This window comes from Adlercreutzia mucosicola DSM 19490 (assembly GCF_000422625.1).
GTDB classification, from domain to species: domain Bacteria; phylum Actinomycetota; class Coriobacteriia; order Coriobacteriales; family Eggerthellaceae; genus Adlercreutzia; species Adlercreutzia mucosicola.
In genome coordinates this window covers 19,084-42,037 of sequence record NZ_AUGK01000006.1, presented here as the reverse complement: position 1 = coordinate 42,037, position 22,954 = coordinate 19,084, and the positions used below count along the sequence as shown (strand labels likewise).

General features: G+C 62.4%; 38 protein-coding genes. All 38 read right to left on the bottom strand.

All coding sequences use genetic code 11. The features are described 5' to 3' along the window. Position 1: 1 nt before the first annotated feature. The 38 genes from G503_RS16850 to G503_RS0104115 all read right to left on the bottom strand — a co-directional run bounded on the left by G503_RS16850 (position 2) and on the right by G503_RS0104115 (position 22,901). Entirely contained in the window at positions 2-136 is a 135-nt protein-coding gene (locus G503_RS16850) for a hypothetical protein (RefSeq protein ID WP_257482881.1), read from the bottom strand. Between the two features lie 80 nt (positions 137-216). Further along, on the bottom strand, positions 217-597 hold the full coding sequence (locus G503_RS0104290; protein WP_156891919.1) for a hypothetical protein: 381 nt from the start codon (positions 595-597) through the stop codon (positions 217-219). Further along, on the bottom strand, positions 590-904 hold the full coding sequence (locus G503_RS0104285; RefSeq protein ID WP_028026606.1) for a hypothetical protein: 315 nt from the start codon (positions 902-904) through the stop codon (positions 590-592). The genes G503_RS0104290 and G503_RS0104285 overlap by 8 nt, the downstream gene beginning before the upstream one ends. Next, the gene (locus tag G503_RS0104280; protein WP_028026605.1) at positions 905-1,504 is read right to left on the bottom strand and encodes a hypothetical protein; all 600 of its coding nucleotides are present in this window, start codon (positions 1,502-1,504) and stop codon (positions 905-907) included. Continuing rightward, entirely contained in the window at positions 1,505-1,897 is a 393-nt protein-coding gene (locus tag G503_RS0104275; RefSeq protein ID WP_156891918.1) for a hypothetical protein, read from the bottom strand. A gap of 8 nt (positions 1,898-1,905) precedes the next feature. Beyond that, positions 1,906-2,256, bottom strand: a complete 351-nt coding sequence (locus G503_RS0104270) for a hypothetical protein (protein WP_028026603.1) — start codon at positions 2,254-2,256, stop codon at positions 1,906-1,908. Then, positions 2,240-2,641: a hypothetical protein gene (locus tag G503_RS0104265; RefSeq protein WP_156891917.1), complete on the bottom strand. Its 402-nt coding sequence runs from the start codon at positions 2,639-2,641 to the stop codon at positions 2,240-2,242. The genes G503_RS0104270 and G503_RS0104265 overlap by 17 nt, the downstream gene beginning before the upstream one ends. Beyond that, complete coding sequence (locus G503_RS0104260; protein WP_028026601.1) at positions 2,601-2,954, bottom strand: hypothetical protein; 354 nt, start codon at positions 2,952-2,954, stop codon at positions 2,601-2,603. Before G503_RS0104260 ends, G503_RS0104265 begins: the two co-directional genes overlap by 41 nt. A gap of 3 nt (positions 2,955-2,957) precedes the next feature. Continuing rightward, positions 2,958-4,160 (bottom strand): phage major capsid protein, encoded by a 1,203-nt coding sequence (locus tag G503_RS0104255; protein ID WP_028026600.1) that lies wholly within the window; start codon positions 4,158-4,160, stop codon positions 2,958-2,960. 12 nt (positions 4,161-4,172) lie between these two features. Continuing rightward, positions 4,173-4,946, bottom strand: a complete 774-nt coding sequence (locus G503_RS13670) for a head maturation protease, ClpP-related (protein WP_051190911.1) — start codon at positions 4,944-4,946, stop codon at positions 4,173-4,175. A gap of 3 nt (positions 4,947-4,949) precedes the next feature. Further along, positions 4,950-6,101 (bottom strand): phage portal protein, encoded by a 1,152-nt coding sequence (locus G503_RS0104245; RefSeq protein ID WP_028026599.1) that lies wholly within the window; start codon positions 6,099-6,101, stop codon positions 4,950-4,952. Positions 6,102-6,114: 13 nt separating this feature from the next. Continuing rightward, positions 6,115-7,794, bottom strand: coding sequence for a terminase TerL endonuclease subunit (locus tag G503_RS13665; protein WP_051190910.1), 1,680 nt, complete (start codon positions 7,792-7,794; stop codon positions 6,115-6,117). Continuing rightward, positions 7,772-8,230, bottom strand: a complete 459-nt coding sequence (locus G503_RS0104235; RefSeq protein WP_035021735.1) for a P27 family phage terminase small subunit — start codon at positions 8,228-8,230, stop codon at positions 7,772-7,774. The genes G503_RS13665 and G503_RS0104235 overlap by 23 nt, the downstream gene beginning before the upstream one ends. Positions 8,231-8,375: 145 nt before the next feature. Beyond that, positions 8,376-8,744, bottom strand: a complete 369-nt coding sequence (locus tag G503_RS13660) for a hypothetical protein (protein WP_156891915.1) — start codon at positions 8,742-8,744, stop codon at positions 8,376-8,378. A 155-nt stretch (positions 8,745-8,899) separates the two neighbouring features. Beyond that, on the bottom strand, positions 8,900-9,340 hold the full coding sequence (locus tag G503_RS0104225) for a hypothetical protein (protein ID WP_028026597.1): 441 nt from the start codon (positions 9,338-9,340) through the stop codon (positions 8,900-8,902). A 26-nt stretch (positions 9,341-9,366) separates the two neighbouring features. After that, a complete protein-coding gene (locus G503_RS0104220) occupies positions 9,367-9,669 on the bottom strand; it encodes a DNA cytosine methyltransferase (RefSeq protein WP_028026596.1) in 303 nt (100 codons plus the stop codon). Continuing rightward, entirely contained in the window at positions 9,660-9,989 is a 330-nt protein-coding gene (locus tag G503_RS15520; protein WP_028026595.1) for a hypothetical protein, read from the bottom strand. Before G503_RS15520 ends, G503_RS0104220 begins: the two co-directional genes overlap by 10 nt. A 68-nt stretch (positions 9,990-10,057) precedes the next feature. Beyond that, positions 10,058-10,714: a DNA cytosine methyltransferase gene (locus tag G503_RS13655; RefSeq protein ID WP_156891914.1), complete on the bottom strand. Its 657-nt coding sequence runs from the start codon at positions 10,712-10,714 to the stop codon at positions 10,058-10,060. An 82-nt stretch (positions 10,715-10,796) separates the two neighbouring features. Further along, positions 10,797-11,138 carry a hypothetical protein gene (locus G503_RS0104205; protein WP_028026594.1) on the bottom strand — a complete coding sequence of 114 codons (342 nt, stop codon included), beginning with the start codon at positions 11,136-11,138 and terminating at the stop codon, positions 10,797-10,799. Continuing rightward, complete coding sequence (locus tag G503_RS0104200; protein WP_028026593.1) at positions 11,139-11,471, bottom strand: Lar family restriction alleviation protein; 333 nt, start codon at positions 11,469-11,471, stop codon at positions 11,139-11,141. Beyond that, complete coding sequence (locus G503_RS0104195; RefSeq protein WP_028026592.1) at positions 11,468-11,797, bottom strand: hypothetical protein; 330 nt, start codon at positions 11,795-11,797, stop codon at positions 11,468-11,470. Before G503_RS0104195 ends, G503_RS0104200 begins: the two co-directional genes overlap by 4 nt. Then, on the bottom strand, positions 11,794-12,198 hold the full coding sequence (locus tag G503_RS0104190) for a hypothetical protein (protein WP_028026591.1): 405 nt from the start codon (positions 12,196-12,198) through the stop codon (positions 11,794-11,796). Before G503_RS0104190 ends, G503_RS0104195 begins: the two co-directional genes overlap by 4 nt. Then, the gene (locus G503_RS16475; protein WP_051190906.1) at positions 12,198-12,524 is read right to left on the bottom strand and encodes a DUF4406 domain-containing protein; all 327 of its coding nucleotides are present in this window, start codon (positions 12,522-12,524) and stop codon (positions 12,198-12,200) included. The genes G503_RS0104190 and G503_RS16475 overlap by 1 nt, the downstream gene beginning before the upstream one ends. Positions 12,525-12,526: 2 nt before the next feature. After that, a complete protein-coding gene (locus tag G503_RS16470; protein ID WP_028026590.1) occupies positions 12,527-12,805 on the bottom strand; it encodes a hypothetical protein in 279 nt (92 codons plus the stop codon). Continuing rightward, the gene (locus tag G503_RS0104175; protein WP_028026589.1) at positions 12,802-13,719 is read right to left on the bottom strand and encodes a hypothetical protein; all 918 of its coding nucleotides are present in this window, start codon (positions 13,717-13,719) and stop codon (positions 12,802-12,804) included. The genes G503_RS16470 and G503_RS0104175 overlap by 4 nt, the downstream gene beginning before the upstream one ends. Before the next feature lie 48 nt (positions 13,720-13,767). Next, a complete protein-coding gene (locus G503_RS0104170) occupies positions 13,768-14,019 on the bottom strand; it encodes a hypothetical protein (RefSeq protein ID WP_028026588.1) in 252 nt (83 codons plus the stop codon). A 366-nt stretch (positions 14,020-14,385) separates the two neighbouring features. Beyond that, on the bottom strand, positions 14,386-14,808 hold the full coding sequence (locus G503_RS0104165) for a hypothetical protein (protein ID WP_028026587.1): 423 nt from the start codon (positions 14,806-14,808) through the stop codon (positions 14,386-14,388). Positions 14,809-14,835: 27 nt separating this feature from the next. Continuing rightward, on the bottom strand, positions 14,836-15,060 hold the full coding sequence (locus tag G503_RS16290; RefSeq protein WP_156891913.1) for a hypothetical protein: 225 nt from the start codon (positions 15,058-15,060) through the stop codon (positions 14,836-14,838). Between the two features lie 28 nt (positions 15,061-15,088). Then, a complete protein-coding gene (locus G503_RS0104160; protein WP_202805162.1) occupies positions 15,089-17,584 on the bottom strand; it encodes a DNA methyltransferase in 2,496 nt (831 codons plus the stop codon). A gap of 78 nt (positions 17,585-17,662) precedes the next feature. Then, the gene (locus tag G503_RS0104155) at positions 17,663-17,881 is read right to left on the bottom strand and encodes a hypothetical protein (protein WP_028026585.1); all 219 of its coding nucleotides are present in this window, start codon (positions 17,879-17,881) and stop codon (positions 17,663-17,665) included. After that, complete coding sequence (locus G503_RS0104150; protein ID WP_028026584.1) at positions 17,878-18,144, bottom strand: hypothetical protein; 267 nt, start codon at positions 18,142-18,144, stop codon at positions 17,878-17,880. Before G503_RS0104150 ends, G503_RS0104155 begins: the two co-directional genes overlap by 4 nt. Positions 18,145-18,154: 10 nt before the next feature. After that, entirely contained in the window at positions 18,155-19,258 is a 1,104-nt protein-coding gene (locus G503_RS0104145; protein WP_257482879.1) for a DNA polymerase III subunit beta, read from the bottom strand. Next, the gene (locus G503_RS16285) at positions 19,255-19,524 is read right to left on the bottom strand and encodes a hypothetical protein (RefSeq protein WP_156891912.1); all 270 of its coding nucleotides are present in this window, start codon (positions 19,522-19,524) and stop codon (positions 19,255-19,257) included. Before G503_RS16285 ends, G503_RS0104145 begins: the two co-directional genes overlap by 4 nt. A 107-nt stretch (positions 19,525-19,631) precedes the next feature. After that, the gene (locus tag G503_RS15515) at positions 19,632-20,414 is read right to left on the bottom strand and encodes a hypothetical protein (RefSeq protein WP_051190904.1); all 783 of its coding nucleotides are present in this window, start codon (positions 20,412-20,414) and stop codon (positions 19,632-19,634) included. A gap of 1 nt (position 20,415) precedes the next feature. After that, the gene (locus G503_RS0104130; protein WP_028026581.1) at positions 20,416-21,276 is read right to left on the bottom strand and encodes a DUF1351 domain-containing protein; all 861 of its coding nucleotides are present in this window, start codon (positions 21,274-21,276) and stop codon (positions 20,416-20,418) included. Beyond that, positions 21,273-21,779 (bottom strand): hypothetical protein, encoded by a 507-nt coding sequence (locus G503_RS16280; RefSeq protein ID WP_028026580.1) that lies wholly within the window; start codon positions 21,777-21,779, stop codon positions 21,273-21,275. Before G503_RS16280 ends, G503_RS0104130 begins: the two co-directional genes overlap by 4 nt. Before the next feature lie 26 nt (positions 21,780-21,805). Then, positions 21,806-22,144: a hypothetical protein gene (locus tag G503_RS0104120; protein WP_028026579.1), complete on the bottom strand. Its 339-nt coding sequence runs from the start codon at positions 22,142-22,144 to the stop codon at positions 21,806-21,808. 376 nt (positions 22,145-22,520) lie between these two features. Continuing rightward, a complete protein-coding gene (locus G503_RS0104115) occupies positions 22,521-22,901 on the bottom strand; it encodes a hypothetical protein (RefSeq protein WP_028026578.1) in 381 nt (126 codons plus the stop codon). Positions 22,902-22,954: the final 53 nt, after the last annotated feature.

The window sequence follows — 22,954 nt, the reverse complement described above, 5'->3', positions numbered from 1 at the left end:
GTCACCTCCTTTCGGTCATCAGGTCTCGCTCAGCCGCCATCCACTCATCGAAGGCGCGCTTGTTGTCGGTGACGGAGAGCACGAACGACAGGTCGGCGTGCCAGAAGAGCTCTTCCGACACACCAGATATGATCACGACGCTGGTGTACAGGTCTTCGATATCCTCAATGGATGTCTTGGGAAGGGAAGATGCCCTCCCCTTCCCCAGCTTGCGCCTTATTTGCCCTGTCCGCTTTTCGAGGGGGCCACGGAATCCCTCATCTTTTTTGGGGAGATGAGCCACTGGGCCTCTTCGGATACGACGATAGGGTCTTCAGGCATCGCGAGCATGAAGCCGATGTCGTCCATGGCCTCATCGAGGTTTCCGTGCTCCGAAAGGAAACCGCAGAGGTAGGCCACGTAGAGGACATCGACGAGCTGGAAATAGTCCTTACCGCCCTTGAACAGAACATCGTTGAACTTGTCGTAGTCGGACTTTCGCTCGGAGCGGATCTGGTAGAGCAGGGCGTTGTTCAGCGTGAGCGGCACGACCGTACCGTCTGCCAACTCGAACTTGCGGGTCGAGTTGAGGGCGGGCATCTTCATGTTCTTACTCATGAGCATCACCGACGATGCAGATCAGGGCGGGGTTATGGGTGTCCAAAATCTCGGCTGCGCGCTCGTCGGTGATGCTGATGCGGTCTCCGACATGGCGGCGCGCCCCCTCGGCCAGATCGTTGAACTCGTGCAGGACGATAACATCGACCATATGCGGGGAAGCGGCCGCCGTATGGTCGCCGGCGTCGGGCGCGGGGTCGGTCTGACTATCAGCATCAGGCACGGGGTCGGGAGAGGTCTTGACCTGATCGGCGGCGTCGGGCGCAACCTGCGCGGCCTTAGAGGGGGCCTTCTTGGGAGCTACCATTTACTCCACCTCCTTGGCGTGCACCATGTCGGGGGTGAAGCCCTGGAGCCACCCTGTTTTCACCGTATCGTCCTTGAGGTTCGCCGAAAGCGCCTCGTACACGCCGTTGTCGTAGTCGTCTGGCATGAAGGACAGCTCAAGATCGATCTCAGCCACCTCCTCGGCCCCGTTCTCGACCTTTCGCGACGGGCCGTTGGTGACGACGCAGCGCGGCCATGCCTTGTACTTCTCGATGCCATCCTCGTCCTTGACGTGGGCGGTCATCGCGAACTCGGGATGAATCGACTTACGGCCGTAGGCGACCACGCCCTCGATGAGATCTTTGTCGGCGTCCATGGCGAGCGCCTTGACGTAGAGCGCCCAAGGCATGTGGAGCGTGAGCTTGAGCGTGCCCGTGCCCGCGCCGATGGTGACCACCTTGGCATCGACGCCACGGCACTTCTTCACGACTTTTCGAACGTCGCTCGTCTCCTCAAGGGTGCCGATGCACTTGATGGTGCCGACTTCGGGCTGCTCGGACTCGGCGAGCGCAGGGAAGATCATGTTGAGGCGGTACACCTCGTATTCGGAGAACACCGTCTCCAGGATTGCTTTTGCCATTTAATGATCCAATTCTCTTGTAAGCGCAGCGATGCAGCGCTCCATGACGGATCGGGATGCGTCCCGCGCGCCCCTGAACATGAAGTGCTGCTCGCCTGCGTGTCTTTTCGTGTTGACCCCGTCGTTGGGGAAATAAAGATACGAGAATCTACGCGCTGTGCCGACAGTCACAGCCAGATTCTCGTTAGTCCTGTAAACGGGCCACTTGGAGGACTTCGCAGACGCAGGGTGGCCCTTGAACCGGCGTCCCGACGGGTGGATGAGCGGGTTGATGCGCTCGTAGATGAGCGGGCCGGCCTCGGCGTGCAGGACGCCATTGACGACATCCTCAGCGCCCTGGCCGAAGGCGCGGACGCGTTCCTCAAGTTCTTTTGCCGAGTCAGCGTCGAGCATAAAGCCACTCATCGCTTCTCTGCCTTTGCGAGTGTGATGATAGCCTGCTCCACAGGGTTTCCCGTACCTGGGTTGACCGCGTATTCGTAGCCGATGCTGCCAGAGATGCGCACCCCGGGGATGGAGCCGAGTGCTTCCACCACGCGCTCAAGCACCTCGTCGGGCAGGTAGTTCTCGCGCGTGACGGCCACGGTGTAGTGGCGCGTCTTTCCCGTCTTGTTCACGGTAGGGTCAATGCTGTCGCGAGAGTACACGGTGTAGTTCCACGGATCCGATCTCTTCATGTCGAAACCGGTGGCTACGCCGTAGAAAACCGACTTCTCGTCGGCATCCTCAAGCGCCTTACTGATCGCCTGCAAAATCGGTTCCAATGTCGCTCACCTCCCCAGGCGGGAATGGAGAGCCGCCTTCGAGGTAGACGAACATGAATGGGCCGTCATCGTCGATGTGGGCGATGCCGTAGAGCGCCCCGTCGATGACCGCGCGGCACGAGCTGTCGATCCCGGAGACGCGGTGGCACTTGACCTTTTGAGCGAGGGTGAACCCGCGCTGCTCAGCGAAGTCGAAATCCCTCTCGCGCTTCGACTCGCGCGAGAAGTGGAGCCGCGCGATGAAGTCCATATCATCGGCACTCTTGGGCGCAATGGCCGCACCGAACGGAGTCCTGCGGTCTGGACGGTCTCGGTAGAAGTCGGCCACGCCGTCAGAGAGGGTCTGCGCCTTCCGCTTTCTTTTCAGCGGCATATTGCATCACCTCCCATCTGCGCCGGCACTCCTCGATGAGATCGAAGTAGTTCTCGTGGAACTCCTCCAATGCGTCGTACCAGTCGTACCAGCAGTGGTTCTCAAGAAGGATGTTCTCTGGCCCGGGGTTAGCGAAGGGGAAGTCCGCGCTATCAGGGATGCCGAGGCGGCGTCTCAGGGCCGCCTCGGCGTTCGGAATGATCTCGTCGCGCACGCGGTGCGCGGTCTCCTCATCCTCCCAGGTGATCTTCAGCTTGCGCATAACCTGCTGGAACAGCGCGCACTCCACCGCCGGGATGTTGTCGGCAGCCATGGCCTACACGCTCGGCACGCCAGCGCCAGCAGCCACATTGCGAACCGTGATGTAGGCAGGCTCAAGCTCGGAGATGTCGATCACAATGAAGCTCATGTTGTCGTAGGGGCGGCCGGCTGCGTGCTGGATCGCCTTGAAGGTGCGGCAGTCATCGAGGAACTTGAACGAGTCGTCGTACTCGATGCCGTTTCGCGAGCCGCCGATGCCGAGCTTGTAGAGTTTCGGGATGCCGATGATAGCCTTACCCTCGGGCACCGTGGCGGCAGGGATGGGCTCGGTAGGGAACGGGAACACGTTGGAGACATAGCCGCCCATGGTGGACTGCACGGTGATGGCGGGCATGACCTTGTTGAGATAGTCAGTCATACTGCACACAAGGATAACGTCACTGAACACGCGCTGGCGGCCCGTAGGGGTCTTGGCAAGATTGGAGAGCAGCGGGCCGTACTCCTCGGGAGCGAAGGATGTGACCTTGATGGCCTCTTTCTCGGGATACCCGTTCGTCTGGTCGAATGCGCCGTCAGGATTGCGCATCATACCGATGGGCTTATTGACGCCAGAGCCGTTGACGATGGCCTCTTCGAGGCCGTAGATCATAGACTCGGCCATGAGGGCGCGGATGAACGCGTCAAGGAACTGCGGCCCCATGTCCAGCACGTCGAGCGGGATGATACAGAAGGCGGTGTAGCGGCTCTGTTCCATGGAAATGACCTTGATAGCGCCCTCGATCTCCTTGGTGATCTCGGCGGTGACCTTGTTCCACGTTCCCATCTGGACGGACGCGTCATTCATGATGAACTTTGTCGCGTAGCCGACGTACTGCGATCCGATCTTCGCGAGCAGCTTGCTCTCCTTCTGGATGTCGGAGAACACATCCTGGATGATGGTCGGCGGCATGAGGGTGTCCTGGTCGTCGGTGCCGATGATGTTGATGAACGCCTGCTCGGTCTTAGACTCGCGCAGGGCCTGGGCCACATTCTCGTACCACGTCGTCTCCTTTGCGGTCAGCACGCGGTAGCCGCGAGACTCCATGGCGGCGGCGTCGATATTGGGGCCGTGCTGCTCGAACTCGACGCGCAGCTCATCTGCGATAGACTCGGCGTAGGCGGCCCAGGCGAGCGCCAGCGCGCTCGGATCTGCCTCTTTAGCGAGCATGGCTTCGGACAGCTGCTCGCAGGCCTCCATGTTGGCGAACTTGATGGTCATTTAACTTCCCTTCTATTGGTTGATGGCATTAAAAAAGCGCCCCAGTCGTTGGAGCGCCTCGCTTGGCTCTTCGTTCTCATCGGCCCCATCTTCGGGGTCATCGGGTTCCTCATCGCCGCCCGCGTCATCGGGGTCATCAGCATCGCCGGGGTCGTCGCCATCTTCGTCGGCATCCTCGGCCGACTTGGCGGCGGCCAGTGCCACGAGGGCGCGGAGCGCGCACTGGGAGGGATTGGCGTCCCCTTCCAACGTGTCGATGGATGTGGCGAAACCCATGTCAACGGCGGCCTCGGGGGTAATCCACGTCTCGGCATCCATAAGCGCCGTCAGCTCTTCGGCACCGATTGATACCCGCGAGAGATAGGCCGCCTTGGAGGCGTCGGTGATGACGTCCAGATCGTCTGCCTGCTTGCGCAGTTCTGCGGCGTTGCCGGAGCCAGAAGCCCACGCGTTGTGAATCATGAGCAGAGATGCCTCGTACATCACGCGCTCGTCGCCAGCCATGAAGATGACCGACGCGATGGAGCACGCCATGCCATCGCAGACGGTCTTGACGCGCGCCTTGTGCGAGCGCAGGGCGTTGTAGATAGCGATGCCCTCCTTGACCTCACCCCCGTAGCTATTGATATGCACGGCGATCTCGTCAACGTCGCCGATCTCCTCTAGCTGCTTGGAGAGAGTGGCGGCGCTCATGTCTGACTCGTCGCACGGCCACGAGGTGATTTTGCCGTAGATGTCGAGCTGGGCGGATCGACCCTCCTTCTTCAGGGAGAAGTATCTTTTCATTTCTCACCCCCTTTCCTGGATGACTTGGCGCAGCACCTCGTCGATAGGCCCGAAGTTGCGGGTGATGAGGTGCTGCTGGGACTCTTCCGTTCCGATGGTCGGCTGGTTGAGGTATTCACGCAGCTCGTCCATGGAGTAGCCAGCCCCGAGCAGTTGCTGGACGGACGGGGCGCTATCGAAGATATCGATGTACTTGATACGCGACGTATCGACCACGATCTCGCAGCCTTGTAACCACGAGATGGGGTCGAACAACTTTGCGGTCAGCTCCTCGGATATCTGCTTGGCGAGCGGCTTGACCGTGAACGTGAGGAACACGCGCGTGATCTCGTCCAAGTTCGTCATGTTTCCGAAGAGCATCGACTGAGGGATTTTGTAGATGCTTGCCACAAGCTCGAAGGCGTCTTTGCGGATCTTGATGAGATCGTCGGAGGGGCACCCCTTCACGTCGATCTCCTTAAGTTCCTGACCGCGCGTCTCGAAGTAGACCGAGTTCGCGCCCCTGATGAACTTCTGCAGCATCTCGCGAGGGTCGTTTCGCTGCTCGTCGGCGGCCTTGTTGAACTGGCGGTCGCCAGTGCCGCCCTGATTGACGGTGAGCTTCCATTTCGTGCCAGCACCTGCCTGGTATCCGTCCACAGCAGCGCTCATCATCTTGGCGTAGGCCTCATACATCCCGTCAACTAGGCGCTTGACACGCTGGTTGCCGAAGGTGAGATAGATGGCCTCGCCCGAGTTATAGCGGCGTCTGATCTGGTATCCGTTGACGGTTACGTTCTCAAACATCGCGATTCCATAGTCGGTGTCGTTCTTGTTAAATCCGTCGGCGAGGTACAAACCGCTCCCGATAGGCACCACCAGGGCCTCGCCCACGGTCATCAGTTTGTAGATCATGCCGATTTTGAGCTGATAGGCGCTCATGACAGGGTTGGGCCTTAAGTTGAGCATCCTATAGAGGTGACCCCGCTTCGGCTCGCCGCGATCCATCACGCGCATCTCGCAGCTCGCAATGGAGTCTGCTACATACCCGATGGCGGTATCGGTCGCCGCCGCCTTGAAGTAGAGCATGGCGGCATTATCCCCAAGGCTCGCGCCGGCGGCAGGATCGATCTCGTCCGTCGTGATGCGAAGATTGAGGAAGTCGATGACATTCACTAGGCACCACCTCCTACACGACCAAAGGCTCGATGAACTCGATCTCGTTGCATTCGGGCAGTTCTCCTTCCTGGGTCATGGCCGCCACGAAGGCCATGAAGCCGTCTGTTTTGCGTGACTTCTCCTCGATCTTGCCATAGGTGAAATTGCCGTGCGCCGCTGGCACCAGCTTCGTGTTGTTCGTGTACCACCGCATGAGCGGGTTTTCGCCCCAGGCGATGGACTGATTAACGAGAAGCGAGTTGATCTTGACCTGCACGAGCATGACGTCGCTCGGCCGAACCAGCTTCACGGTCTTGTCGCCGTCAGAAAACCCGATTGACTCAAGCTCACGCTTGAGCAGCGAATATCGGTAGCTGTCGATAGCGACTTTGAGCACGTCGTAGAGCCGCATCTGGGCGTGCAGCCAGTCGGTCACGAGCCAGGGCGACACCTCCACATCGTCAACGAATTCGAGGAGGCCCGCAGCCTCCCACTCCTCAAGGGGCGCTTTGATGCGCCCGAGGTCTGCCGACTGTCTGCATACCCATGTGTGACACAGGACGTAGTAGCTGTTTCCGTCGCGGAACAGGAGTACTGCGGCCACGAAGTCGTTTGTCTTGGCGAAGTCGATTCCGCAGATGCACGGCCAGCCGTAAAGCTCGGGGACTTCGCGGCGCGTGGCCAAGATGTCGTCCCATTTCGCGACCGCGCCCTCCTGCGCCTGGGTCGGGCAGTTCATGCGCTTGACCATGAAGTCGAAGTTGACGACAGGATTCTCTACGTAGTCGGCGTACTCCTTCTCGATCTCGGCGCGAAGGATGGGCAGGTACGGCAGGGAGGGGTTCGCCTTCTCCCACTTGCTGGGGTCGTTGACCTCCTCGGGGCGGTCGAGCTTGCACATGAAGGGCAGAAACCCGTTGTCGTGCTTCTCGCCGGCGAGGATCTTTTTCGACTTGCTCTTCAGCGAGTCGAGAACGCCGTCGCGAACATCGCCGTCGGTGGTAGTGTACAGTCGGCGCGGGTGCGGTTTCTTGCCGAGACCCGTGGTGAATACGTTGATGTTCTTCCAGTTCTCGTAAGCGTGCACCTCGTCGAAGATGACCATGCCGGATCGTAGGCCGTCCTTGCTCTTCGGGTTGTCGGTGCGGTACTTGATGCGAGATTTGGTTGACTTGCTCGTGATGACGATCTGGTTCCACGTGAACGACCGCTTGAACTTCTTGAAGTTGTCTGGCTCTTCGAAAATGTTGTACACATCATCGAATGATGTTTTGGCCTGCTCCTCGGAGTTCGCGCAGATGTCCACGTCGTAGGATCTGATACCGTTGACGCCAGTGATGGCGCAGAATGCAACGAAGCCGTCAAAGCCGTTCTTGCCCGCGCCGCGACCGACGTAGATGAACATCTCGTCCCAGCGGGGGGTGCCGTCAGCCTTGAACACACACATGAACAGCGTAAAGCAGAACTTCTCCCACGGCAGCAGGTCGAACGGGAAGTACTTCTGATATCCCATGTAGCGCTCGATGCGCTCGTAGTCGATGATCAGTTCCTCGGTCGCGAAGACGTTCCGAACGTGGGCCACGAGCTGGTGCTGCTCCTCGCAGGCCTCGATGCCGCCGGTCTCAACAAGCCTCATCCATTCGATGATCTCGGGGCAGTCGATGCGCCGCCTCTTGCGGGGGCGTAGGTCAGAACTCCTCTTCGCCGCCATCGTCCTCATCGACCGGAACGACGAGCTTGCATCGCGATGTCACGGTGAGGCCCAGGGATGAGGCGCAGGTGTGGGCCTGCTTGAACGCGCGGTCTTGGGCGATCTGCATCATCTTGATGTCCGACGGATCCGACAGGCCGACGAGTTGGGCGGTGAACGATTCGTAGAGCGATTCGGAAACCACGTAGCGCGCCAAGAGGTCGGCGTCAGGCTGGCCGAAGTTGTCGGGCATCAGTCGCGCGAGCATCTTGGCGTACCGGTCGAAGTCGGCCACGCGGTCGGGCCACTGGAAAAGGTACTCGGGCGGCTCGATGTCGCGCAAGTCGATGGGCATTTCGACCTCCGAGGCCTTGCGCTCCTCGTAATCGGCCCGCGTCAGATGGGTCTTTCCGCGAGCCGCCAGAACGTCCACGGGTTGTCTGTGTCGTCCGGCCACGGCATCACCTCCTCTCAAAAGTTGGCCAAAAAAGGAAAATTTTCTAACTTGTCGGGTATCTCCCCCCGTTGCCAGAGGTTCTTTAGAAGACCCCCAAGGGGGGCTGGGGGGCCGATCTCGCATCAGGTGGACTCAGATACCGCATTCACCACATCTCGGGCGTCAGCGGCTTCTCATCGCCCCGCTTCTTACGCGCTCCCTGGAATCTGCCGTGCGCCCTGTTGTGGCAGGCGTCGCAGATGGCCCAGAGGTTTCTTCTCTCCGTGCCGTCGGCAGCGGTGTAGGTGCGGGACAGCGCGAGTTCGGGATGGTCTCTCACTTCCATCTCGTGGTGGACGCACGTGGCGCGCACAGGCTTGCCTGGATTGTCGCGGCACCACTCGCACTCGCGGCGCGCGGCATCCATGACGCTGCCGGCAAGCTCTATCCACTCGTCCGTCTTGTAGAATCGGTACAGCCTTCCCATGGCGATGAGTTCGCGTATCCACGAGGCGAGCGGCCTGTCGGTCGGCACGCGCATATCCTCGCTCCGTTTCTGGGCAAAAGAAAAGGGACGCTCTCGCGTCCCTTATGCTGATTTCGTTATTGTCGGTTCTGAAGCTTTCGCCCCTTCCCCGTTTCTGACTGGCTACACCATATCACAGGTTTAGCGGACATTTGCGGACAACTTTACCGTGCGGCTTCGTGATTGATGATTTCCTGCGCGAGTTGCAGTGCGCGGATGTGCACGCGCCGGTAGTTACGATCAGAGTATCCCATGCGGTAGGCGGCGATTGTCGGCCTGTCCCTGTCGATGTAGCGGTAGTGGAGGCACTGGCCGAGTTGGATGTTCTCGCGCATGACGGCCCGTACGAGCGAGCGCGCCTCGTCCCTGGCTGCGATGTATCGCTTGATCTCGCCGTCGATCTTCTTGCAGAGGTCTACGAGCCTCGCGACACCGCCGCCCAGCTTGTCGGCCGACGATCCTCCACCCGATGAGGACGGGTCGGAAGTGATCGAGTAGAGCGCGCTGATGATGCGGTCGTGCTCCTCGGTCAGGCTCGCCAGCTCGTCGCAGGCTATGCCGTAGCCGTCGAGGATCTCTTGCGCGCGTTCGGTTCCGTCGGCCATGTGCCAGTCCTTCCACTATTCGGTTTTCAAGGTTCCGTCATTATACCGTTACTTTCCCGTTGGTATCTGGCGTTTCCGCTTTCCGAGATATCGTCGCACAATACGGCGTCTACCATCTGGATTCGCTCCCCTATCCACCTCATGCACGGCACACACATCGAGTTGCCGAGGGCTTTGTACCGCGGCCCATCTGGGCACTCGTCTGGCAGCCTGCCTCGGTACGGGATGCGAGTCCACCCGTCGGGGAAGCCTTGCAATCGCTCGCACTCGGTGGGCGTGAGCCGGCGAACAAGGAACCTTGCTGAAGCGATCGCGTCTGTCACATCCATTGCAGGATCACCTTGCCCTGCGAGATGTCCTGGTCGCACACGCCCTTGTAGTCCCTGGCGGCGAGGGTACCGACGAGCTGCGATCCGTTGCTGCCGAAACCGCGACGATTGGAGACCCCCCCCCCGCACTTAAGCGTGCCGCACAGGTCGTCATCGACCGACGACTTAGCCTCGTCGCCAGCCATGCACAGCAGCGGAGGATGACCGCTAGAGGAGAGCACGTGGCACGGATCGCCGTCGGCAGGGTTGCTTCCATTATCGGATGACGTGATCTGTGTGGTGTCGTAGGCGATGGCTATGGCGGGGTTGTGATCGGTCATGAGCGTTGGCGATAGGTCGGCCGACGCACCGACAGATCCCGCACCTGCGCCAGGACTCGGCTTAAATGCTAGAAGGTGCCCCCCCCCGCAGACGGTCTGCGTTCTCGACCCACCACGTCAGCGCCTCCCTCAAAAACGCCGGCAAGGCTCGCCCTCTTCGCCTTGCTCGTTCCAGAATTCCCAGGGCAGATGCCCTCGTCAAACAGTACGGCAGCAGCTGGGCCGACATCGGCTCCAATATGTCCGACAACGAACACACGGCGGCGTCGCTGGGCCACTCCGAAGAACTGAGCGTCGAGAACTCGCCACGACAGAGCGTACCCGCAGTCTTCCAGCGCGGCGAGGAGCGATCCGAAGGCGCTGCCGCCGTCCTGCGATAGAACGCCGGGGACGTTCTCCCACAGAACCCAGCGAGGGCCAACCTCCCGAACAGCTCTAACGTACTCGAACATGAGGCGACCTCGCGCATCCAGAAGCCCTTTTCTGGCACCTGATATGCTGAAGGCCTGGCAGGGGCTTCCCCCGACCACAATGTCAACTGATCCTGCATAGGGACTCCAATCCACCTCGGTCACATCGCCGAGGTTGGGCACATTCGGAAAGCGGTGCGACAACACCGCACATGGAAACGGCTCTATCTCGGCGAACGCCGCCGGCTCCCATCCGAGCTGCTCCCAAGCGACGCTCGCGGCCTCTATGCCGCTAAATAAGCTCACGTATCTCACCGACAGCACCTCCGTATCTCGGCAGCGCTCATAAAACACACGAGTGCCAATGGAACAATAATCGCCGCTAGGGCGGCTCGGGCTAGCACGGGGCCTCCTCTTCCACGGGCGCGAGCGGGCACCAATCGGGCTTGAACTCGCGGTCGTCGCGGTCGATCACCGACACGATGCCGTTGCGCGCGATGGTGCAGTAGATGCCGCAGGTGTTCGCTTTTGCGTGCCCGTCCCACATGACGATCTTCCCGCCCCACGGCGGGCAGCTCCACCGAGCGGTGTGAAACACGCAGCAGAGGCATCCCCTCGGCTCGTCTATGACCGCCGTGCACTTCCTGCCCGTGCGGTTCTCGGCGAACCACCGCTCCTTTTCGCGCTCGCGCCATGGCGTGACCTCCAACGGGTCGGGTATCTCGTACGGGCGCTCCATCTACCGCACCACCTTGGCGTCGCAGTTCGGGCAGTACCGGGGCGCGATCCAACGCTGCGCGTCAGCTATGCAGTCGTTGTTGACGAACACGCCGCACTCCGAGCAGAACCATCCGCCGACTCCGCCCTTTGGACGGCACGTGCGCTCGGCGCGGGTGTTCCAGGCCCTCACGGCCTCTCTCCTCCCGCCCTCGCCGTGCGTGTAGTTGACGAACACGCCGCAGGGAACACAGCCGACCCAGCCTATGTCGCCGCTCGGCATCCTGGTCACGAACACTGGGCCTTCTGTCGCATCGCCCCCGCAGAACGGGCACGGCTTCAGCTCATCGCTCATCGCTCCTCCTTTCGCTCTCCCAGATGGCAGTACCCGTCCCAGGGCACCCTGCGCGACCAGTGCGCGCAGTACGGGCCGCTCCCGTCGGCTGCAACGGCGCAGTTCCAACAGTCGCGGCAGCGCACCAGCTGCTCGCCGCTCTGCTCCGGCACCCACATCTCGCAGGCATCGTCATCCGGGTACAGCCCGTCGAACAGGGGGCGCGACTCCGCAAGGTCGACCAGCCACGCGCACGGGCACACCCCGATGCGGTCTCCGGGGTCGCCGTCCTCGACGGGCAGGTCTACGTACCGGCCGCACGTCCCGCAGCTTCTCGACTCGCTCATCGCGCCTCCTCCCCGGGCAGCATCCTGCCCGCCATGGTCTCGTAGAGCGTATACCCCTTGTTGTCCAGCATGTAGGGCATCATCACCTCGGCCAGATCGGCCTGCCCCGTCTCCACCATGGCCATCTGGGCGTCGATCCAGTCCTTGACGTTGCGCCAGGCGACGTTGGACGCCTGACCACCGTTGCAGGGCTTGCCCTGCTCCTTGAGGATTCGCGACACGGCCTCGGGGCGTGCCGGGAGGCGGTAGACGCTTCCCGAGTGCCTGAACGCCACGCCCAGCGGGCCGTCTTCGCCGTACTCGATGTTGATAGAGTCGGCCCCGTGGGACGCCAGCATTTCCATCACCTCTCCGACGGTCTTGCTCGCCGCCACCTTCGTAGAGTAGTTCTTGATCGCCATCAGATCGCCTCCTCTATCCACTCGTCCACGGTCATGCACAGGATGCCGCACGCCTCGGCCACCGCCTTCTCAAGCCTCGCGCCCTCCGACTGCTCCCAGCCTTCGAGGAGGGCCACGCCGTCGTAAGAGAAGCCGCCGAAACGCCACGTCAGCTCGTTGATGCACGCGCGCATGGCCTGCTCGTGAGTCGCAGACGGAACGACGAACTGGTGCGGGATGATGGCCACGTGGCCGGCATCGACCAGCGTCCTCTGCGCCTCGCGGAACGCGTCGAAGTTGCGGTTCTCGCAGCCCGTCACGGAGCCGCTTATGTAGATGTACGCCATGGCTACTCGCCTCCCTTCTCCGGGCAGTACGCCGCGCAGCACCCAGGGTCGTAGTCGGGGCACTCGTCGTCGAAGCGGTGGTAGCCGAACCCTACCTGCCCCATCCATGCGCGTGGCTCGACCCTTCTGAGGTGCGCGGGGTCGCACGCCGAGGCCGTGCAGCCGCTTGTGAAGCATACGAACACCCTGCCGCCATCGACCACGGATGCGACGCGCCCGTAGTCTCCATCGCCGAACTCGTTGATGTGCACTACGTAGTCGCCCTTGGTGAACTCGCTCATTTCACACCTCCCTTGCGGGCGTCCAGCTCGCGCTGGCGGCGGAGCAGGTCGAGCAGCTGGGCCTGCTCGCAGCTGCTGGCGCCACATCGCTCCCAGGGTCTCTTATCGTCGATCTCTGCAGGGCAATCTACGCAGCTCCTGCCGAGACAATCCCAGTAGGAGGCGGTGCTTTTCAGCGCATCGGCGTCGATGCGCTGCTGGGTGTCGGGCGGGGTGTGGGTCAGGTGCCGTGCGTCGTAGTCCTCGCAGTAGCCATCGTCGTCGGAGCACTGGATCATTCCGGCGTCGGCGTTGGCTATCGCGCAGACGCTGAGCTCCTTTCCGCTCTCCGTGTCCCACACTGTCTCGCCCTCCTCGATGGGCAGCCCGTCGGCTCCCGGCACCTCGGGAACGCGGCGCTTCACGCGGCCGTACTCGTCCGTTTTGGCAACGGCGACGATTTTGTCATATGCCGTGGCGAGGATCCTGCCGTTGCAATCTACCGCAGTCGCCACCCACTGCACACCCGGGGCTCGGCACTCATCTGTGTCGTCCCAGTCGATGTCACGGTCGCCGAACTGCACGGTCTCGCCGTCCTCGTAGCGGTGGCGAGGGATGAAGCAGCGATCGATCCATTCGTCAAACACTTCCTCGCCTTTTCGGCGGATGGGATAGCCACACAGACTGATGAGCGAATCGACGTGCGACAAGAATGACTCGTCGCGGGCCGCCTCGATCTCGGCGTCGATCTTGTCGGCGAGGGCGCGGATGCTGCGCGCATCCTCGTCATAGGATGTGTTGCAGTACGGCTTGCCGCAGAGAGCCGTAAACAGCTTGTGAGGGGTAGTGGTGTTTCCGTACTCGTTGGGCTCGCCGTTGGCAGCCCAACGCAGCAGCTCGCTGGCGGTCATGTCCTTGGGATCTTTCCGCTCCATGTCTTTCCTCGATTCTGGGGCGATTTGAGGCCCCATTTCTTTGGTTTGCTAGTCAGTGGTCGAATCTTCGCCAGATCGCGCCTTAGCGCTGACGAGATGCTGCTCTTCATCGATGTCGGCGAGTGTGACGAGACCGGGAGGATCTGAGAACAGCAGCGGGATGGAGAGGACATGATTCTCCGCACCGCAGGCAGACAGCCCGTAGGCGCACTGGGCCGCAGTCACGGCATCCTCATGGCTCAAGAACGCCAGTGACGGACGCTGCTGGTAGGTGTCATCGGTGACGATGAAGACGTGCATTCGTATTCCTTTCCGAAATGCGTGCGAAAGTGCCACGAGCGAGACTCCCTCGCTTTCACAGGTCGCGACCCATTCTTCACTGCATCTCTTCCTCTATAGCTCTGGATAAATCTGGATATCGGAAAAGTTCCCAGCAAAACCTTGGCTAACTGTTAGGGAATTGCCCCTCAACTGTTAGGGAATCCGCTCCAACTGTTAGGGAATTTTCACCCGAAAATTCCCTACGCTTCCTTTAAGTAACTGTTAGGGAATTCTGTCCTGCAACAGCAGCGTTTCCCTAACTGAAAGCCCGTTGATCTGTTAGTGAATCTGCAACCGCAGAGCACCAAAATTCCCTTGTGTTTTCTCGTGGCAACTGTTAGGGAATCAGTCGGATTGAAGCGGCGGCAGGGGCATCACCGCATAGAGCGACGAGTGGCCCTTGATGCCCTTGTGGACGAGGCGTAGAACACCGATCTCACGAAGGGCGCGGATGGCGCGCACAGCCACCACGTCGGCCACAGGCGCGCTGCCGTAGCCGAGCGCCAGCGCGGCATCGGCAATGGACATCTGAACCGTCTGCACATCCTGCGGACACAGATCCCCCCTGCCAGCCTCGTATAGCAGCCACTGGTCAAGCCATTCCGTCTCTAGCTCGCCGAGCTTGCCCGAGCCTCGCACCATCGAGCACATAGGTGCGAGCAGGCGCGGCCACACGGCGTCCCTGCGCTCGGCCGAGAGCGCGGAAACAATGAGGCCCATGGTCTCGGGCCTCATCCTCCAAAAGGCGCTATCCTGCGCCAGGTTCATGGGCACCTCCTCTCTCAATGGCCTCTCTCACCAATACACCCCGATGGGGTCTGGCTGCTTGGGCGGCACTCCGCAGAACAGATAGCACTCCTCGCGGTCATCGGGCTTACAGAACTCGCCGCCAGCGCTGCACCACCCGTAGCAACAGCCGCAGGGGCACTCGATCCAGTGGGAGCAGCGGTCGCACCACGCCATGTGAGCGGTCGCATCGGGCGGCTCTGGCGGGCAGGTTGGAACGTCGTACACGGTCATAACAACCGCCCCCTAGAAGAGCCGCGCATCATGCCGAACCGCCAAGATCGAACAGGGTAGGAGCGTCTGCCTCGGCGTCGAGGGCGCGCAGGTACGCCACACCGTCGTCGAAGTAGGCGGGGTTGAGTTCCGTGCCCACGCCGCGCCTTCCAGCGCGCACGGCGCGCAGCGGCACCGTCATGAGGCCGCCGAAGGGATCGAACACCACCTCGCCCGGGTTGCTGTAGCGCTCGATGAGCCTGTCTACGATGTCGAACTGCAGCGGGCAGACGTGGTTCTGGCGGCGCTTGCGCGACTGCTCGGTGTTAAGCGTTCGCATACGAGCCACGTCAGTCCACACGTCGGGGTGCCACGATGCCGGCGCGAGCGCCATGAACGTGGTCGGCAGCTGCCCTGCGGCCGCCATAGCGTCGGCCAGGGACACGTGCCACTCGTGGTCGTAAACATGGGACAGCGTGAAGTCGCGGAACAGGCGGCAGCGCTCGCTCATCTCCATATCGGCGAAGTCTGCTGCTTCGAGGAGCCTGTCTCCCGACGAGCGCCAGAAGGCGTGAGCGTCGGTCTGCCAGCGCCCCAGGGTGTAGCAGTCCTTGTCCTTCGACACGGGAACATCGGCGTAGCCGCGCGTGCGGTCGCTCTGAGGCTTGTGGAAAAGCAGGACGTACTCGGGGCAGCCGACGCCCATCTTCGTGCCGTCCTTGCACTGCTCAGTCCACCCGAGGCGGTACGTCTGGTTGTTCTCGCGCACCACGTCGGTGACCACCGTGATCATGCCGATGTAATCGAAGCCGTGGGCCGTGCAGTGTGTGATCACCTGCGCGTGGAACGGGTCTACCGTCGGCAGCCCCGCGCCGGTGACGCCGCCGAAGAGGATCCTGTCCTTGACGTGACAGGCATAGATGCGCCCAGGGCGCAGCACCCGCAGAAGCTCGGGGGTGAGGAAGTCCATCTGCTCGAAGAACTCCCCGTTTCCCGAGGTGTGCCCGAAGTCGTTGTAGCTTGGCGTGTACTCATAGTGGTTCGAGAATGGGATACTCGTCACGATCAGATCTACCGAGTCGGATGCCATAGAGGCTGTCTCGTCAACCGTGTCGTTGTTCACCGCGCGCCACTTCTCGCCCGACTCTTCGCGGCGCTCGCAGCCCATGGAGCGGCGCATGGCAGAGGCCGCGTCGGCCTCTGCAAGCCCGAACTCCTGGATGATGGCCGCCATGCGCTGGCACAGCTCGTCGTGGGCGCGCCACTTCTCGCGCAGCACCTCGACAACATGGCCCTCGCCTTCCGAGTAGATGATATCGATGCGCACTGGGTGCGATTGTTGGAATCGCTGCACCCGGTGGATGGCCTGGATGAAATCGTTGAACTTGAAGCCGACGCCGCAGAACACCTCGCGGTGGCAGTGCCGTTGGAAGTTGCACCCGGAGCCAGACAGTACGGGCTTGGTTGCCAGGATGCGGAACTCACCGTCGGAGAACCCGACGATCCTGTCCTCGCGCTCGTCGAGCGGCTGCGATCCGTACACTTCCACCGCCTCGGGTATCTGGCGGGCGATCTCGCGTCGCTCGTCCTCAAGATCGTGCCACAGGATGAAGTGGTCATCGGGAGAATCCGCGACGATCTCTGCGGCTTTGGCGATGCGCGCGCCCATGGTGGCCCGCTTGATGGCGGCAGCCTCGGAGAGGGACGCCGACGAGTCGCGGATGAGCCGCAGCTGGCCGTCTCGGCCCTCGGATGCGGCGGCACCCTCGGGCATGGCCACCTCGTGCCACACCACCTCGATGGGCGGAAGTTCGTAGCCCTCATCGGAATACCCAAGATCGCTCGGGCGCTGCACGAACACGGCCCAGGTGGCGAGCCACAGCCAAAACTCGCGCTCCTTATGGGGATAGAGGGTGAGGTTTCCCGCCTTGGTCGAGTCGCGCTGGAAGAACCGCGTGAGCGCCTGGCCCGTGTCCATCACGCCGAGGTAGCCAGCGTAGTGGATAAGCTCCTTGTAGCGGTTCGGAGAGGGCGTGGCGGTCGCCACGAACCGGTAGGGCACCGACTCGAACAGGGTGAGGAACGACTGGTATGTCTTCGACCCGTAGGAGCGAAGGACGCTCGCCTCGTCGAGGCTGACGGCGGTAAACGCCGACACGTCCAGCTTGCCGTCGCGCACGGACTCGTAGTTGGTCAGGTACAATCCGTCGCCGACCACCTCATCGGTGCGGCGCACGAACTGCGGGCACAGGCCCAGAAGCTCGGCGTCGCGCTTGAACTCCTGCCGAACGCCGAGCGGGCACACGATGAGGCACTTGCAGCCGCCCTCGTGCTCAAGGATAAGACGCATGATCTCGAGCTGCATGAGCGACTTTCCGAGGCCGAAAGCCGCGAAGATGGCGCGCCTGCCACCCCTGAGGCACCATCGAACGATGTCGCGCTGGTGCGGGAATAGCACCGGCGACACAGCGTCGCCGGGGTCGAAACCGCTTCGCGGAGCGGTGACCGCCTTGCGCGCTAGAAACTCATAGTAGTCAGCCGTCACGGCTCGACCACCTCCAATCTGTACCAGGCACCGCCGATGAAGGCGAGCCATCCGATCTGCGGTATGTAGGCCGCGAAGTTATTCCGCACCACGGCCGCCCCCCATGGATCGGTACAGCACAACCGACACAACGGCGACGGCGGCGGCATCTGCAGCCAGAAGCGCGGCCATGACGAGAAGGCCGACCCATGCGCCAGCAGCGATGGACACCGCGCCGGCGAGGCACGCTTCGGACAAAACCACCAGGACAGCCACGACCACGGCCATAGCCTGCCCGATGTTTTTCAAATCGATCACAGGTATCTCGCCCCCTTATCTATCTCCTCGCAGCAGGCGCGACAGAAAAGCCCAAAAGCCCTGGGGCATGGGTCGCCCGCGTCATCGGGGCAGTCGCCCTGCGCCTCGCGCAGGGCGCAGGCGGCTTCAAGGGCGCGGGCGCGGTAGTAGTCGCGCTGACGCAGGGCCTCGTTCGCGCGGCGCACGGCCTCGATGAACGAGTAGTGAACCCCTCGGGTGTACTCGGCCAGAAGGGCAAGGCGTCCGTCTCCTATAGCATCCATAACCCCTCCCTTACCGCATCCTGACGGGCATGAGCAAGGCTTCGACGCATCCGGCCCGCATCACGAACGGCTTGAGCGGGTCGGTCATCGATATTTCGACGTTTCCGGCAGAGAGACACCCGAGAGCGGCTGCGAGGCACTTGGCGTTAAGCCCGATCTCGCAGGGCGATGACACATTGGCATCGACCGACTCGCTCATGGACTCGCGGTCGGAGGATCGCGAGAACGTCATGCCCGCGTCGTCGAACCCGATCCTGACGGGATTAGACCCAGGGATGACGGCCGCGCGGCGCGCGGCTTCGAGGGCTACGGAGCGGCCGACGCTCACCGTGCAGGACGGCTCGAAGGAGAAGAACCTGTCGCACTCGGGGTAGTCGCCAGAGTAGGCGCGCGCCGTCATGACGAACCCCTCGCCGCGCAGCCGCAACTGGCTGCCAGACGATGTGAGGATCACATCGCCGCCAGAGCACGCAGCGGCCGCCGTCTGCAGGATCGCAGCGGGAAACGACTCGCGCATACGGCCCGTGCTCTCGACTTCGCATTTTGCGCGAACCATGGCAAGGCCGTCGGTACCAGTGAGACGGAGGGAGCCGTCCCCCGCCTCGACCAGAACGCCCTCCACACTTCGGCCGGCACCAGAGCCAGCGCCCTTGCCCTCCTCGGCGCAGGCCCACGAGCAGGCCTTGACGAGCGCGGCCAGGGAGTCGGCCGGAACGGTGACCGTATCGCCCGACTCAGGGGCGGGAAACGACGGGAAGTCGGCGGGATCGAGCGACGGCACCCCGAACTCGGCGCGCCCGCAGGAAACGGAGACACCAGAGGGGCTAAGTGCGATGGTGACCGCTCCCTCCGACATTGACTTAACGATTGCTTCGAGCGATTTTCCGCTCACGAGCGCGCTTCCCGGCTCCTCCACGATGGCCGGGGCGGTCACCGAGCACGACTCGTAGAGGTCGTTTGCCTCCACCGAAAGCTCGTCTCCGCGCGCTTCGATCAGGACGCAGGCCAGGTGGCTCTCGCTCTGGCCCTTGGCTATCTTGCAGGGCCTAGACATCGCCCTTAGCAGTTCGTCTCTGCTTATAGTGACGATCAATTCGTCACCTCCTTTTATCATGGGAAGGGACGCCAGCCGGAAAGGCGCAGGGCGTCCCATGGATCGGTTGGTTCATCGGTGAGCAAATAGGCCCAGAACGCGCTCTGCCAGCCGCGAACGGCCGGCGCGATGTCAGCATCCTCGCCGTCTACCCACCACAGATGCAGGCAGTGCATCTCTGCGGCACCGTGGTGCAAAATGCGCATATCGGCGTCGTAGAGTGCGTTTCCTCTGCCGCACAGGTGCACCATGGGGCCGAGCGCACCGCCGAGTGAGCGGGCAACCACATGGTGCCGCTCGGGGTATGGCCGTCCGCATACGGCGCACCAACCTGGCAGGTGGTCTGCACCCCTCATGTTGTGCGCCGATATGCGGCTGGTGAGCAGCGGCCCCGTCACAGACGGATGACGTCCACCTCGCCTGCGCGAAGCGGCGTCTGATCGTCGCAGGTCGGCGCGTCAATCGGGAACGACTCGCCCAAAAAGGCGATGGCGTCGTCTACCTCGCGCTCGTTCATCTTGTAATAGGGCTTGCCGAACTCGACAAGGATGCCGTCGGCCACGTCGTTGCCGTCGTAGACACAGGACTCATGGATAACGCCTATGGCCTTGGCAAGCCTTCGCTGAGCCTTGGTGGCCCGAGCGCCGAGGCGGGCGCTGAAGGGCGGCCGCCCATCCCCGCCCGGGTGCGGCGTCACCTCATCGTCATCGTCCATCCACATGGCAAGCCCGCACCCGAAACGCATGGCGGCGTTGCGGATGGCGTCGCCTATCATCTCCTTGATAGCGTCGGGGCCGGTTTTGCCGCCGGCGTCGCCGAAGCCGATCTTCTCGACGCCACACACGCGCAGGCGTATCCACAGGCCGCCCGTGGTGATAGGCTCGCCTGAGTCGCGGACGGCCATGGGGTGCATCGACCACGATGGGTCGACCTCGTTGAGTCGCTCGGTCACAAGGGCGTGGCCGATGTACCGGAAGTGCTTCGCGGGAAGGGCGTGCATCTTGCCGCAACGCGGGCACAGCTGTACCGCGCTCGGCGGCACGAACCTCTTGCCCTCGTCGTTCACGTCGTACTCGCCGACGTAGACGGGCTTGAGCTGCACCACATCGTCAGGAAACGGCTCGCGCAGCCTCGCCAGTTGCTGCTCCTGCCAAATGGAGAGATCTCCCGCGCCCATGCTACGCCACCCCCTTTATGCCGTCGCTCACCACGCCGATGGACTTGGCATATTCAGCGATCATCGTCGCCTGGGCCTTCGTGGCTCGGAAGCGAAAGTCCCATTCGCGCACCTCGGGAGCGGACGCCTTAGCGCGGCGCGGGACGCGGGCGGTCTCGGCCGCCTTGGCCTGGGCCATGGCGCGGGCCACGCGATCCTCGGCCTCCCGCTGCATCTGCTCGGCGTGGCGCTCGCGGGCCTCGGCCTCGTCGGAGAGCCGCTTCGCCTTGGCAAGGGCGGCCGACAGGTCGAGGTGCTCGCAGTAGTGCTTGTCGGCGGCCGTTGCGAACTTCGGGGCGGCGGCGCGGATGGCCTCGCGGTCGCGCACCGCCGTGGCGATCATTTCGCCGAGCCTTGAGACGGCCTTCGTCTCGGCCCAGCTGCGGCCCATGAGCGCGGATTCGCGCTCGATGAACCGCTCAATCGGTATGACAGCCATGAGATCGGGGGCCTGGGCCTCGTACTCAGCGAGGAGCGCCGCCTTGCGGGCGGCGGCGAACTCGTCATCGAGTTCCTTCAGCCGGCCGTCGATGATGGCGATCTGCTCCTTGATAACCGCCTTCACCTCCTCGCACTTGGCCTTGAAGGCCTCCTTGGGAGCGTCGTAGGCGCGGAAGGCGTCCTTGCGCGCCTTCTCGATGGCCTCCACCTTGGAGTTGAGGTCGGCGCGGATATTGCGGGCCGCCTTGCGGTCTTCGTCGGTCACAATGGACATGCCCACGACATCTCTGACGTAGGCGCGGGCGGCGGCCTTCATGGCCTCGAAGTCGGCGGACAGGCCGCCGGAGGTTGCGCCCATCTCGATGATGGAAAGGGCGCTCACGCCCCCATCTGGAACAGGCTCTGCTGCGCCGCCCGGCACAGCTCGCCCTTCGTCATTTTTTTGCATACTCGATCCTTTCGGGTCTTTCTCGGGAAAACCTGCGCGAGGGGATCGCCCTCCTCGCACATGCGCTTCGCCTCCGCGTAGCTGCGCGCGAGGAACACCGTGCCGTCACCAACTCGCTCGTGCCACTTGGCCTCGAAGTCGAAATCGTCTATCGGGGATCGGTTGCACGAGATTGCGCGCGCCAGCACGGGGCGCATCATGGCCATGTAGCGCGCGATCACGCTCCACAGCTCATGAGAGAATCGGAACTCCTTGTCGTTCGTTATGCGCAGCCGGCTCTTCTTGGCGAGCCGGTAGATGTAGTCGCGCCCAACCCACTCCTCGCCAGATTCGACCTCGGAGAGGCACAGGTGCATGACGCGGTTATATGTGTCGCGGTGGCCGGCTATCCAATCCAAGCCGTAGTCGAGCAGCTGTTCGGGCGTCTTTCGGCGCATACCGGCACCGCGACCAGCGTCACGGCTCACAGCTGCGGGGCCGAGCGCGGCATCGACGCGCCAGCCGAGTAGCCCTCCGACCAGCCCTCCCCGTGGCCCGCATCGTACCCGAGGCGGTGCACGGATGTGAGCGCCCACATAAACAGGATGATGAGGGCGACGCCTCCAACGATGATCACCACGTCGGACACGCGGATGCGCGGCTCTTTGGGGATGTGGTAGTATGGGGACGTCTTGGGGCTGTTCTTCCAAACAGACTCCTTGAGACCGCGCGCCCCCGCCTTGGACAGCTGATGGGGCGCGCTTTTCTTTGCGCCGTCACGCGGCGGCTTTCGCCGCGTCGGTCGCTTCGCTTTGTTCTTCAAAATCGCTACTCCTCTCAACGAATCGCCGAACCGCAGGTGTGATGTCTGCTGCGGTAACGGGTTTCGGAACGTGCACTGTCGCAGTTCCCAGGCTGTTCGAATAGTCAAACGTCCCAGCAGGGAACGCGATCTGATCAGGCGATGAAATACTTTCACCTCCTTTTCGCTCACAGTTGCATTTTTCGGGGTCGCTTTTCCGGCCAGCGTTCCCGAGTCGGCCATTCAGTTGTCAAGGTTCGGATGCCATTCGGCATCCACGGGGCGGCACAGCTGATCCGCTGCTATTCCTGCAAGACGCGCGTCCGAGTGCCTGTCGTTGCGCGCTCGGTGCCGCCCCGTGGATGCCGGCCCCCGCAGGGGCCGGACGGGAAGCCGATCAGGACTCTGACGGCTCCTTGGCTTCGAAGTCGGGGCAGTCGCCGCATTCCCACTCGATGCCGTCGAGGATTTTGTCGATGCGTCCGATGGCTCGCTCGGCTCTCGACTCGACCATCTGCTTGGCGATGCAGTCGCAGCACACGGCTTTGACCGCATCCGCGCCGATTCCGGCCTTGTCGGCAATCGCCCCGATCTGGAGTGCCGCAGAGTGGATCGCCGCGTAGGCGTCCCGCACGTTGACGGCCCCGTAGGCGTAGCTTTCCGTGCCGTCGTCGCCCACGGCCACCACGAGACACAGCGTACCCTTGCTTGCATTGAGCCAGTCCCCGTTCGACTCGACGATAACGCTCAGTTCTGGCAGGTTCTTCTCTTCGGACATTTCTCTTCTTCCTTTCGCTTGGTTGCAGGTAACTTTTGCTTGGCCTTCGAGAG